Annotated in this window: 10 protein-coding genes; all 10 read right to left on the bottom strand. The window is 59.4% G+C overall.

Annotated features, from left to right (window positions below; translation table 11 throughout):
• Positions 1-62: 62 nt before the first annotated feature.
• On the bottom strand, positions 63-1,568 hold the full coding sequence (locus JZY08_RS23835; RefSeq protein ID WP_216331885.1) for a GMC oxidoreductase: 1,506 nt from the start codon (positions 1,566-1,568) through the stop codon (positions 63-65).
• A gap of 16 nt (positions 1,569-1,584) precedes the next feature.
• Positions 1,585-2,700, bottom strand: coding sequence for an ABC transporter ATP-binding protein (locus JZY08_RS23830; RefSeq protein ID WP_216331883.1), 1,116 nt, complete (start codon positions 2,698-2,700; stop codon positions 1,585-1,587).
• A 3-nt stretch (positions 2,701-2,703) separates the two neighbouring features.
• On the bottom strand, positions 2,704-3,588 hold the full coding sequence (locus JZY08_RS23825; RefSeq protein WP_216331881.1) for a carbohydrate ABC transporter permease: 885 nt from the start codon (positions 3,586-3,588) through the stop codon (positions 2,704-2,706).
• The gene (locus tag JZY08_RS23820) at positions 3,588-4,466 is read right to left on the bottom strand and encodes a carbohydrate ABC transporter permease (protein ID WP_003504335.1); all 879 of its coding nucleotides are present in this window, start codon (positions 4,464-4,466) and stop codon (positions 3,588-3,590) included. The genes JZY08_RS23825 and JZY08_RS23820 overlap by 1 nt, the downstream gene beginning before the upstream one ends.
• A gap of 229 nt (positions 4,467-4,695) precedes the next feature.
• Positions 4,696-5,898, bottom strand: a complete 1,203-nt coding sequence (locus JZY08_RS23815; RefSeq protein WP_253204177.1) for an ABC transporter substrate-binding protein — start codon at positions 5,896-5,898, stop codon at positions 4,696-4,698.
• Positions 5,899-6,020: 122 nt separating this feature from the next.
• Positions 6,021-7,541 carry an aldehyde dehydrogenase family protein gene (locus JZY08_RS23810; RefSeq protein WP_216331877.1) on the bottom strand — a complete coding sequence of 507 codons (1,521 nt, stop codon included), beginning with the start codon at positions 7,539-7,541 and terminating at the stop codon, positions 6,021-6,023.
• Positions 7,541-8,320, bottom strand: coding sequence for an enoyl-CoA hydratase/isomerase family protein (locus JZY08_RS23805; RefSeq protein WP_137039535.1), 780 nt, complete (start codon positions 8,318-8,320; stop codon positions 7,541-7,543). The genes JZY08_RS23810 and JZY08_RS23805 overlap by 1 nt, the downstream gene beginning before the upstream one ends.
• Positions 8,313-9,926, bottom strand: coding sequence for an acyl CoA:acetate/3-ketoacid CoA transferase (locus tag JZY08_RS23800; RefSeq protein WP_216331876.1), 1,614 nt, complete (start codon positions 9,924-9,926; stop codon positions 8,313-8,315). The genes JZY08_RS23805 and JZY08_RS23800 overlap by 8 nt, the downstream gene beginning before the upstream one ends.
• Entirely contained in the window at positions 9,923-10,936 is a 1,014-nt protein-coding gene (locus JZY08_RS23795; protein WP_216331875.1) for a Gfo/Idh/MocA family protein, read from the bottom strand. The genes JZY08_RS23800 and JZY08_RS23795 overlap by 4 nt, the downstream gene beginning before the upstream one ends.
• The gene (locus JZY08_RS23790; protein ID WP_216331874.1) at positions 10,933-11,979 is read right to left on the bottom strand and encodes a LacI family DNA-binding transcriptional regulator; all 1,047 of its coding nucleotides are present in this window, start codon (positions 11,977-11,979) and stop codon (positions 10,933-10,935) included. Before JZY08_RS23790 ends, JZY08_RS23795 begins: the two co-directional genes overlap by 4 nt.
• Between the last annotated feature and the right edge of the window lie 354 nt (positions 11,980-12,333).

Raw genomic sequence — 12,333 nt, 5'->3', positions numbered from 1 at the left:
ATGGCCGCCGTCGGCAGAAAGCGACATCGCGGTCATGAAATGGGGTGTCGGGGTCGTCAGCCTCATGGGGCGAAATCCTCCGTCGAGATATGATGGGCGACCCTCAGCGCCTGGCTCGCAATGGTGAGCGCCGGATTGACGGCGGCCGACGTCGGCAGAAAGCCGGCATCGACGACGAATAGGTTGCGGTGGTCATAGGAACGGCAGAAGGGGTCGAGCGGTGCAGCCGCCGGGTCGTTGCCCATGCGGATTGTGCCGCACTGGTGCGACGGCGTGCGTTTGTCGAAGGGTTTCGACAGGACAATCGGGAAGCCGATCGACTTGAGGATGCCTTTCAGTTTTGCGACCAGCGACAGATGAGCGTCCCAGTTGGTTCGCCGCCAGTGGAGAACGATGCGGTTTCCGTCAATCATGATCCGGCTGTCGGGATGAGGAATGTCCTCGCTCATCGCGTAGAAATCGATCGCATGTGCGGTCAGCCGCTGAAGCAGCCATTCCGGCACGCGGGGCATTGCCCCTTTCAAGATCGCCGGCGAAATCTTGCCGAGCAGCTGAACATTTCCAAGAGGCGGCCCACCCTCGCCATCCGACAGATAGAAGTCATTGAAGCCGAATGTCTTTTGATAAACGGCCGTGTTACGGAAACTCGGCGATACGGCGATCACCGCCGACGAATTATGGTTCATGAAGTTTCGCCCGACCTGGTCGGAGGAATTTGCCAGACCCCTCGGGTATCGTTCATCCGCTGAGCGGAGCAGCAGAGCGGCAGACTGCACGGCTCCCGCAGACAGGATCACCAGTTTTGGCGTGACCGAGCGGGCCTCGCCGTGCTGCTCATAATGAATGCGCTCAATGCGGCCGCTCGCTCCAGCCTCAAGTCTGGTCACTCTGGCGGATGTTTCGATTTTGACGTTCGGATATTCAAGGGCCTTGAGAAGTGCCGCAGTCTCCGCATCCATCTTGCCATCGCGAGAATTCGGATGGGCATCCCATGGGGTCCGGCCTTTCGAGAGCCATTTCTCGATATCGATGGCCAAGGGCAGGGAGAAGGGATGCAGGCCTTTCGCCTTCAGGCGCGCCCGGACATCGGCCACCGGTGGCTCGTCCGCAACGGGGGAAAATGAATATGCGGCGGAATGTTCGGGTTCGGTCGGGTCCGCGCCCAGCGCGCCGCGAACCTGATACATCGCCTCCGCCTTGCTGTACCAGGGCTCCAGTTCCTCGTAAGCGAACGGCCAGGCTGGCGAAACGCCTTCCCTGTGCCTGATCTCGCTGAAGTCTTCCCGGCGATAGCGCGACAGCACCGCGCCGTAAAATTTCGAATTTCCGCCGACATTGTAATAATTGCCGGGATTGAACGCAGCGCCATTGGCCTCGTACCAGCTTTCCTTGGGGCGAAAATGGCCCTTTTGAAAGATGGCGCGCTGGTCGCGATTGACCGGGCTGTCGGCGATGTAATCGCCGGCCTCAAGGATCAGGATATCAGCGCCTGTCGCTGCAAGCCCGGCGGCAATCGTCGCGCCGCCGATACCGGAGCCGATAATGACAATGTCTGGACTGTTCATCATGCTGTTACCAGGGACTTCAGGCGATACGCGCCTGGCTTGCCGGATCGAAGAACACGGCCTTGTCGAGGTTGAAGGCAAGACGGGCGTTCTGGCCGGCGTGAATGCGGGCATCGGCACGCAGGCGGGCAACGACCTCCTTACCGCCAAGCTTGGTGACGGCGAATGTGTCCGATCCGGCCGGCTCCACTACCTCGATGTGGCATTCTCCCTCGGCAAGCGTGCGGGCGTTCCGGTCAGCCCCTTCCGGGTCTGTCAGAGCTTCTGGACGAATGCCGAAAATGACCTGCCGGCCCGCATGGGACGCCAGCGCCTCCTTGCCGGCGGCGACTGGAAGACGCATCGGCGCGCCATCGGGTCTGGCAAGGGAAACGGAAAGACCGGCCGCGTCCTGTTCGATGGTGCCGGTCAGAAGGTTCATGGCCGGCGAGCCCATGAAATCGGCGACGAACATGTTTGCCGGATTATTGTAAATCTCGGCGGGCGAGCCGAACTGTTGCAGAACGCCGTCCTTCAGGACCGCGATTTTCGTCGCCAGCGTCATCGCCTCAATCTGGTCATGGGTCACGTAGACAATCGTCGTCTTCATCCGCTGGTGAAGCCGCTTGATCTCGGTGCGCATATCCACACGCAGCTTGGCGTCGAGGTTGGACAGCGGCTCGTCGAAAAGAAAGACCTGCGGATTGCGCACCAGCGCCCGCCCCATCGCGACGCGCTGCCGCTGGCCGCCCGACAACTGGCTCGGTTTGCGGTCAAGGAGATGGCCGATCTGGAGAATATCGGCAACCTGCTTGATCGCCTTTTCGCGCTCTTCCTTCGGAACCTTGCGGATCTCCATTCCAAAGGCGATGTTCCCGGCAACGGTCATGTTGGGATAAAGCGCATAGGACTGAAACACCATGGCGATATCGCGCTGCGACGGCGGCAGACCGGCGACGTTGCGGCCATTGATCGAGATCGTGCCTGACGTGATGGGCTCCAGACCGGCAATGGTGTTTAGCAGGGTGGACTTGCCGCAGCCGGAAGGCCCGACGAGCACCAGAAAGCCGCCCTCCTCGATTTCAATATTGATGTCCTTTAGAATTTCCAGCGCGCCGTAGGATTTGCGCAGATGAGAGATTTCGAGAAACGACATGGTTTATCCTTTCACAGCGCCGGACATGAGCCCCCGTACGAAGTAACGGCCGGAGACGATGTAAACGATGAGGGTTGGCAGGGCGGCGAGGATCGCGCCCGCGAAATGGACGTTGTATTCCTTGACCCCTGTCGATGAGGACACGAGATTGTTGAGCGCCACCGTCATCGGGGTCGAAGACGCCCCCGAAAATGATGCCCCGAACAGGAAGTCGTTCCAGATATTGGTGAACTGCCAGATGACCGAAACCACGATGATCGGTCCCGATGACGGCAGCAGGATGCGGCGGAAAATCTGGAAGAAACTCGCACCGTCGATCTGGGCCGCCCGGACGAGTTCCGTTGGGAAAGCTTCATAGTAGTTGCGGAAATAGAGCGTGGTGAAGCCGAGGCCATAGATCACATGCACCATGATCAGGCCCCAGATCGAACCGGCGAGACCCAGCGTACCGAGGATGCGCGCCATGGGGATCAGCACGATCTGGAACGGGATGAAGCATGAAAGCAGCAGCAGCCCGAAAAAGACGTTCGAACCGCGAAAGCTCCACTTGGTCAAAACGTAACCGTTCAGCGCGCCAACGATGGTGGAGATCGCGACAGCCGGAACGACCATCAGGATCGAATTGATAAAGAAGGGCTTGAGACCCGTCGGCTGAACGCCGATCTGCGCCGTGGACCAGGCGGAGAGCCACGGCTCGACGGTCCACACCTGAGGCAGGTTCAACATGCCCCCCTGCCGGATTTCGTCCAGCGGTTTCAGCGAATTGACCACCATCACGTAGAGCGGCAGCATGTAGTAGATGGCGAAGAATATCAGCGCCAGATAGATCAGTGCGCGCGTCAGATGGCCGTGGCTGATTGCGTTTTGTTGGTTTGGAGCGCCGCTCATCAGCGTTTCCCTCCGCGAATTTCCGAATAGAGATAAGGCACGATGATCGAGAAGATCATGATGAGCATGATGATCGCCGACGATGCACCGATGCCCATGGAATTGCGCGTGAACGTGTAGGAATACATGAATGTCGCCGGCAGCTCGGTCGCCTGCCCCGGCCCGCCGCCGGTCAACGCAACCACAAGGTCGTAGGCCTTGATGGCGAGGTGCGCGAGAACGACGAATGCTGACAGGAAGACCGGCCGCATCAGTGGAATGATGATGCGGCGATAGGTCATGACGGTCGAGGCGCCATCGATCTGCGCCGCCTTGATGATCTCATTATCGACGCCGCGAAGGCCGGCCAGAAACATCGCCATGACAAAGCCCGATGATTGCCAGACGGCGGCGATCACCACGCAGTAGATGGCGTAGTTGCGGTCCTTGATCCACGCAAACTGGAAGCTTTCCCATCCCCACAGATGCATGGTGTTCTGCAGGCCGATGCCGGGGTCCAGAAACCACTTCCACGCTGTACCCGTGACGATGAAAGACAGTGCCATGGGGTAAAGATAGATCGGCCGTAGGAAGCCTTCACCCCGGATTTTCTGGTCGAGCAGGATCGCCAGAAACAGGCCGAGAACCGAGCAGATGATGATGTAAAGCGACGCGAAGATCGCCAGGTTGCTGATCGCCCGCCACCAGTGTGGAAGCGCCCAGAGCCGCTGGTAATTCAGAAGCCCGACGAAATTGTAGGAGGGCAGCATCTTACTGTCCGTCAACGACAGGAAACCCGTATAGGCGATGAAGCCGTATACAAAAATGATAATGACGACGAAGCTTGGAGCCAGAACAAGCTTCGGTAACAGCTCCTGAAGTCGACTACGACCAGTCATCGCGCAGATATCCTTGATCCTTGAAACAGCGCCCGATGCTTGCCGTTTCCGTCAATGAGAGCATTTCCAGGAAAAGTGGACCCCGGTTTTCCGTTCGGAAATGCGACAAAACAAAGAGTTTAGGTAGCCGAAGGCGACAGGCTGCCTGCGAGGCGCCCGGACCGGTTCGACTGCGATTTCATGCGAGTGTTGGTGTGGTGGGGGAAAACCCCCACCGCACTTTCCGCGTTTACTTTGCGGCTGCGACGGCAGCCGGCAGTTCGACGATTGCTTCATCCGCCGTCAGTTCACCGTTGAACTCACGGGTAACGACGTCATAGATCGCGTTCTTGACGGCGGCCGGGTTGGCGTGACCGTGGGCCATCGAGCCGAAGAGCTTGCCGCTCTTGTCGGCCTCGGCAAGGTCGGCGATCGCCTTCTTGCCGCAGGCGTCAAAGGCCTCGTTCGACACATCGGAGCGGGCCGGAGCCGAACCCTTCACGACATTGAACGCCGACTGGAAGGTCGGGCTTTCAATTGCGGCGGCCATTTCCATCTGCGCCGGCACCTTGTCGGCAGCGACCTTGAACATGGCGAACTGGTCGGAGTTGAACGTCACCGCCCCTTGCGTTTCAGGATAACGGACGCAGACAAAGTCCGTGCCCGGCACCTTCTTCGCCTTGACGAATTCACCCTTCGCCCAGTCGCCCATGAACTGAACACCGGCCTTGCCTTCGATGACCATGGCGGAAGCAAGGTTCCAGTCGCGACCGGAGAAGTTGTCATCCACGTAAGTACGAAGTTTCGTCATGCGCTCGAAAGCGGTTTTCATTTTCTCGCCGCCAAGTGCTGCCGGGTCGAGGTCGATGAATGCCTGCTTGTAGAAATCCGTGCCGAGCGACAGCACGACCGCGTCGAAAATCGTCGCGTCCTGCCATGGCTGCCCACCAGCGGCGATGGGCGTGATGCCCTGCGCCTTGAAATTGTCGAGCATGGCGACCAGCTCGTCCCAGTTCTTCGGCTCCTTGCCGCCAGCCTTGTCGAGCGCCGCCTTGTTGATCCACATCCAGTTGGTGGAATGCACATTCACCGGAGCTGCAATCCAGTGGCCGTCATATTTCGAGAAGCGCTGCAGGGCTTTCGGAATGACCTTGTCCCAGCCATCCTTGGCCGCCAGCTCATCGAGGTTGCCGAGCGCGCCCTCTTTCGCCCAGTCCTGAATGTCGAAACCGAGCATCTGAACGGCGGTCGGCGCATTGCCGGCGGTAACGCGGGCGCGCAGCACCGTCATGGCTTCCGTGCCGCCACCACCGGCGACGGGCATATCCGTCCAGGTAATATTCTTCGCCTCAAGGTCCTTCTTGAGGACGTCGAGTGCGGCAGCTTCGCCGCCGGACGTCCACCAATGCAGGACTTCGACATTTTCCGCCGCCTGTGCAGCGCCGGCCATCATGGACACTGCCAATGCAGTGCTTGTCAGAAATTTGCGCATATGTTCCTCCCATTGTCGCAAATTAAAGCGAGGAGATCCCCGCCCCGTCACCCGTCCTCCTCAGACGCAGTCAGTCTAACCGGCTAGGCCGGTTTTTCAGTCTGCGGCATCCACCAGTTGGTTCGGCCGCCGATATGCATGTTCAGGGTCTTGGTTTCCGTATAGTCCTCGACCGCATGGCGGCCGAGTTCCCGGCCGAGACCGGACTGCTTGTAACCTCCGAACGGCAGCTCGCTCGCGCCATCCATGAAAGTATTCATCCACACCGTACCGGCCCGCACACGACGTCCGATTGTCAGGCACGTATCGAAATCACGGCTCCAGACGCCTGCGGACAGGCCGTAATCAACAGAATTCGCAATCTCGATGGCTTCTGCAGTTGTCTCAAATGCCAGAACCGAAAGGACCGGGCCGAAAACTTCTTCACGCGCAACGGCCATGGCCGGTGTGACGTCGGAAAGAATGGTCGGCGCCATGAACTGGCCCATTCCCAAGTCCAGCTTTTCTCCCCCATGAGCGATCTGTGCGCCGCTGTTTTTCGCATCTGAAACGTAACCGGAGATTTTTTCAAGATGCTGAGGCGTAATGATCGCGCCGACCTGTGTCGTCGGATCCAGAGGATCGCCCACCTTTACCTTGCTGGTAAGCTCGCCGACGCGTTTGACAACGTCCGCCGCGATGCTTTTGTGAAGAATGAGGCGCGATCCGGCGTTGCAGCACTCGCCGGCATTGAAATACGCCCCGAAGACCGCCGCATCGATGAATGCATCAAGGTCGGCGTCCGGAAATACGATTTGCGGGTTCTTGCCGCCCAATTCGAGCGAGACCTTTTTCAGGCTCTGCGCGGCATTGACCATGGTCAGCTTGCCGACGCCCGTTGAACCCGTGAAAGAGACCATGTCGACTGACGGATGCGAGGTCATGATCGAACCGACCTCAGCGCCGGTTCCGGTCACGATGTTGACGACACCTTTCGGCACACCCGCTTCCTGCAGGATTTCGCCGAGAACGAGGGTCGAGCCGGAACTAAGTTCCGAGGGTTTTACAACCGTGGTGCAGCCGGCCGCCAGCGCAAAAGGCAATTTCTGGCCGACGATCAGGAAAGGGAAGTTCCAGGGTGTGATGATCGAAACGACACCGATGGCTTCGCGCAGCACAACACCGAGCGTGCCGTCACCGAGCGTATTATAGCTTTCGCCATGTAGATCTCTAGCGAGTGCGGCGGCATAACGCCAGATATCGACGGAACCGGCTATTTCACCACGCACCTGCGTAATCGGCTTTCCGGCCTCGACCGCATCGAGATAGGCAAGTTCTTCGGATCGTGCGGCAATGAGGTCGGCAGCCTTCAACAGAATTGCCGAGCGTTCGGAGGCAGTCATGCGCGGCCATGGCCCGGTATCAAAAGCCGTCCGTGCCGCCGCTATCGCCCGTTCCGCATCAGCCTTGGTTCCGGATTGAAAACGACTGACGACGGAGCCATGGCCGGGTGCTATGCGCTCGATCGCATCGACATTGCCTTCGACCCAGTTGCCGTCAATGAGCATCTTGAAATCTCTGGCCGTCCGGTCACTCAGCATTTTCGGATTGATCAGAACCGTCATCACCATTCTCCGTTAAATATTGCCGGGCGCTTTGCGCCAAATGCCGCCACGCCTTCTTTCAGGTCGCCGGTCTTGGCAGCCAGTATGGAACCCAATGCTTCGACCGCCGTGCCATTGTCTTCACCGCTTGCCGAAGCGATCATCAGTTTGACGATCTCGGACGCGGCCGGACCACGCGCGGCGACGCGCTCCGCATAATCTTTCGCAGCGGTCAGAGCATTGCCGGTTGTCGTAACAGCATCGACAATCCCAAGCGCGAGCGCTTCCTGCGCGCTGAATGTCTCACCGCCGAGCGCCATCCGGCGCACGGGCTGCGCGCCGAACCGCCTGACCAGCCGCTGCGTGCCCGACCAGCCCGGCACCATTCCGAGGCTGGTTTCCGGCAGACCGATCTTGATCTGCTCCTCGGCAATGCGAATGTCCGCGATGCCCGCCAGTTCGAGGCCGCCGCCAAGCGCATGGCCGTTCAGCGCGGCGATCAACGGCACCCGCAAGGTCGCAAGCCGTTCGAAGACCCGGTGACCATGGCGAACCCAAGCGTGGCCAAATTCCTGAGGCTGCATGCCGCCCCATGCCTTGATATCGCCACCGGCCGAGAAGCCCTGCCCCTCGCCCGTCAGGATCGCCACACGGACCGCATTGTCTGCCTCGACCTCGTCGGCGGACGCCATCAGAGAGCCGAGCATGTCCAGATCGAGCGCATTGCGTTTTTCCGGCCGCGACACCGTCATGACCGCGATATGGCCGTCGACCTCGACGCGAACCGTGCCGTTAGCCATGGAAGGTTCCCTCCAGCACACGAGCGCTTTTTTTAGGCAACGCAAGCCGGATATTGGCTTCGGCAAAAAGCGAGGCGTCCATCACCTTGAGATTGTCGGCGACGATAAGCTCGAACTCCGACTGGTCGAGAATCTGGGTCTGCAAATCGATGCCCGGCGCGATCTCCGTCAACACGATGCCTTGCGGCGTCAGTTTCATGACGCAGCGCTCGGTGACATAGGTGATGTCCTGACCCTGTTCGATTGCCCTGCGGCCGGAGAAGGTAACGTGCTCGACCTCATTGACGAGCTTCTTCAGCTTTCCTTCCTTTTCGACAATCAACCTGCCGTCATTGATCGACAGCTTTGCCCCCGCATTGAACATGCCGGAAAAGACGATTTTTCTCGCCCTCGCCGTGATGTCTACAAAGCCTCCGGCCCCGGCGGTCACATGCGGACGGAAGGAAAGCTTCGAAACATTGACGGAACCGTCCCTGCCGATTTCGAGGAAGGACAGCAGCGATGCATCGAAGCCCGCCCCCTGAAAATAGGTGAACTGATAGGGTGACGGCATATAGGCGTCGGCGTTGGAGGCACAGCCGAAGGCGAAATCCAGCAGCGGAACCCCGCCGACCGCCCCCTGCTCGATCACCCAGGTCACCGCGCCATGCAGCCCTTCTTCCAGCAGAATTCTCGGCACATTCGCAGAGATGCCGAAACCAAGATTGACGCAACTGCCAGCCTCAAGTTCCTGCGCCACACGACGGGCAATCACCTTCTGGATATTGAACTCCGGCACCTCGAATGAATCGAGCGGATGGAAGACCTCTCCCGATATCGCCGGATCATAGGCCGTCTGGGTCGTCTGCTTCTGATCGGGATCGACCACCACATAATCCACCAGCATGCCGGGCACCCGCACATCGTGCGGCTTGAGCGAGCCTTCCTTGGTGAAGCGCTTCACCTGCGCAATGATGATGCCGCCATTGTTGCGGGCGGCAAGCGCCTGATCGAGACCTCCGAGATACGCGCCCTCATGTTCGTAGGAGAGATTGCCGCGCTCATCGGCAGTCGTCGCGCGGATGAGCGTCACCTGCGGAATGATCGACGGAAAATAGAGCCAGTCCTCGCCCTCGAAAGTCACCCGTTTGACGACAGGCTCGGCCGCAGCCGATGCATTCATCGCACAGCCCTGACGGGCCGGATCGACAAAGGTATCGAGGCCGATTTTGGTGAGCACACCCGGGCGCTTCGCAGCCGCCTCGCGATGCATGTCGAACATGATGCCGGATGGAATGTTATAGGCCGGGATTTCATCTCCGGTGACCATCTGCCAGATCAGCGGCGGCTCGGCGCTGGAAGGGCCGGACGGGTATGAACCGCCGATGATCCGCTTCAGCAGGCCCTTTTTTGCGATGTGATCGACACCCTTGATGCCGCTCATGTCACCGGCGGCAATCGGATGAAGTGTCGTGATGTTTTTCGGATGTCCGGTCGCATCGAAGCGGTCACCGATCGCCTTCAACATCAGATCGGGGCAACCCAGACCGCTGGACGACGAGACGGAAACAATCGCGCCGTCTGGAATGAGATCCGCTGCCTGCGCTGGAGTGATGTGTTTTTTCATGACCGGCTCTCGATTCCCGTTTTGACCCGAACAGCGGCTCCGCTTTTTGACGCTTCGACGACGGCAAGCCCGGTCGCCAGCGACCAGATGCCGTCCTCAGCAGTCGCGGCAGGCTTGCCGCCCGTGATGGCCGAGTGAAAGGCTTTGAGCGCGACCTCATAGAGATTGTCGGAACCCGCCTCGATTTCCTCCTCGCCAGCCTCGGTGCGCAGCACCACGGTGCCGATCGACTTCTGGGTCATCACATTTCTGGCGATCAGGGAGCCTTCGGTGCCATGAACCTCAAAACCGGTCTCGGCATATCTGGTTGTGAAGCCATCGTGGAACTGCGCGATAACGCCGTTTTCGAAACGGATGACACCCATCACAGCGTCTTCCAGCCCCTCCCGGCTCATGCCGCCGGCCTGAGAAAACGCGATGACCTCGACCGGATCGACACCGAGCACAAAGCGAAGCGTGTCGACGTCATGCACGGTGATGTCGAGGATGACACCGCCGCCCGCAGACGGCTTGTCCAGCCGCCAGCCCTGTAAGTGCGGCGGCAGGTAAACCGCATGAAAGACGCGCGCGCTCAGCGGCGTTCCGATCCTGCCGGCAGCGATTGCATCGCGCATCGCACGGTGAGTGGGCGCATTCCGGAGGTGGTGATTTGTCGCCAGAACGACGTTTGCCTTACGGGCCGCGTTTGCCATCGCGTGGGCCTCTTCGAGCGACAGGGCCAGAGGTTTTTCGCAAAGAATGTGTTTTCCCGCCCGGGCAGCAGCAAGCGCCTGCTCGCAATGCAGATCATTCGTCGTGGAAATGTAGACCGCGCCGATGGCCGGATCGGCAAGCAGCGATGCCAGATCGGCAGCGACATTCGGGATGCCGTTTTCCGCCGCATATTCCGCCCCGCGAACAGGGTTGGAACTCAGAACGGAAACAACCTCGCCGCCTGTTTTTCTAATCGCGTCGATCACCCATTCGCGCGCGATCGTGCTTGCCCCTATCAATCCCCAACCTACTGTCATATCGATGCCCTCCCGACTTCATTCCGCCCTGCCCCGCAACTCTCCCGCACAACGAGCCGAACCGCCGTTGTCACGGCCTCCGCATCGGCCTTCTCCGAATTGATCTGCTTGAGAAGCAGCTGCGCTGCACGCCTGCCAATCCCCTGGGGATCGACGGCGATGGTTGTCAGGGCCGGCACCGTCGTCTTGGCTTCGATGACATCGTCAAAGCCGACAACCGCGAAATCCCGCCCCGCCTCCATCTGCCGGGCGCGCAGCCCGTCGCAGACACCAAAAGCCACGGCATCGTTAAAGCAGACGGCGGCCGTGATCGGATCGCCTGCTTCGAGCACGCGTCCGATCGCCTCGACTCCGCCGGCACGCGAGGGCGCGCAGGGAACAACAGCCGCCTCCTGAAAAGGCAGACCGGCGACAGCCAGGGCATCCCGAAAGCCGCTGACCCGCTCGTGAAAAACCGCCGTATCGGGAAAACCGCCCATGAAGGCGATGCGGGTGTGGCCAAGCGAGGCAAGATGGGCGACAGCCTGCGCCATTCCCGACTGATTGTCGGATGCGACCGACGATACTTTCGCACCGGGCAGACTGCGAACAACGACCACGACAGGAATGCCGGCGGCAATCAGCGGCTTGAAGTCGAGCGGATCGGTCGCACGGGCCGGCGATACGATCAGCCCCGAGATGCCATGCTCCCGCATAGAGGCAATCACCTCGCGCTGCCGGTCGATGCTTTCACTGGTATTGGCGAGAAATTGCACATAGCCGGCCGATTGCACGACCGTGTCAACGCCGACGGCAAGTTCCGCAAAAAAGCTGTTCGTCAGATCATTGACGACGACCCCGATGATTTTCGATTTCGCGCTGGTCTGGCGCAGGTTCGCAGCACCGCGATTATAGACATAACCAAGTTCGCGCATTGCCGCATTGACCTTGGCCCGTGTTCCCTCATTGACGAGCGGAGACCCCCGCAGGACCAGCGAGACGGTCGATTTCGACACGCCCGCAGCCTGCGCGATATCTATAACGGTTACCCGTCCGCCAGTCATTGAACCCCTCCCATGCCTTTCCTTGAAATTGAGGCTAATTAATTGGAACGTTCCAATTTTGTCAAGCGACATTGCCGAACCAAAAATGAAAACAGCGGGAAAGAGAATACAAAACCTCCAATAATTTATTTATTTCAATGTATTATTGGATATTTTTGATTCTTGTAATTTCCGTAAATTCTTCGAGATTTGCGGCGGTACGCGCTTGAAAAATGGAACGTTCCAAAATACGCTAATGTTTCTTCCCAACAGGAGCCATGTTTATCAGGCGTGCAATGCCGGACGAATGCGACGTTCAGCAGCGCACAACCGGGCCCGAGCGGCAACGCTTGCCCTTCAGTCACTATGGACAGT

Source organism: Rhizobium sp. X9 (assembly GCF_018873185.1).
GTDB lineage: Bacteria > Pseudomonadota > Alphaproteobacteria > Rhizobiales > Rhizobiaceae > Agrobacterium > Agrobacterium oryzihabitans.
Note: the sequence above shows the minus strand (reverse complement) of the source record. Positions and strands in the feature narration are given on the sequence as shown.

Bases quoted from the DNA above. Each gene is read 5' to 3' on its own strand.
- JZY08_RS23835 (WP_216331885.1), bottom strand. From the start codon at position 1,568: ATGATGAACAGTCCAGACATTGTCATTATCGGCTCCGGTATCGGCGGC.
- JZY08_RS23830 (WP_216331883.1), bottom strand. From the start codon at position 2,700: ATGTCGTTTCTCGAAATCTCTCATCTGCGCAAATCCTACGGCGCGCTG.
- JZY08_RS23825 (WP_216331881.1), bottom strand. From the start codon at position 3,588: ATGAGCGGCGCTCCAAACCAACAAAACGCAATCAGCCACGGCCATCTG.
- JZY08_RS23820 (WP_003504335.1), bottom strand. From the start codon at position 4,466: ATGACTGGTCGTAGTCGACTTCAGGAGCTGTTACCGAAGCTTGTTCTG.
- JZY08_RS23815 (WP_253204177.1), bottom strand. From the start codon at position 5,898: ATGATGGCCGGCGCTGCACAGGCGGCGGAAAATGTCGAAGTCCTGCAT.
- JZY08_RS23810 (WP_216331877.1), bottom strand. From the start codon at position 7,541: ATGACGGTTCTGATCAATCCGAAAATGCTGAGTGACCGGACGGCCAGA.
- JZY08_RS23805 (WP_137039535.1), bottom strand. From the start codon at position 8,320: ATGGCTAACGGCACGGTTCGCGTCGAGGTCGACGGCCATATCGCGGTC.
- JZY08_RS23800 (WP_216331876.1), bottom strand. From the start codon at position 9,926: ATGAAAAAACACATCACTCCAGCGCAGGCAGCGGATCTCATTCCAGAC.
- JZY08_RS23795 (WP_216331875.1), bottom strand. From the start codon at position 10,936: ATGACAGTAGGTTGGGGATTGATAGGGGCAAGCACGATCGCGCGCGAA.
- JZY08_RS23790 (WP_216331874.1), bottom strand. From the start codon at position 11,979: ATGACTGGCGGACGGGTAACCGTTATAGATATCGCGCAGGCTGCGGGC.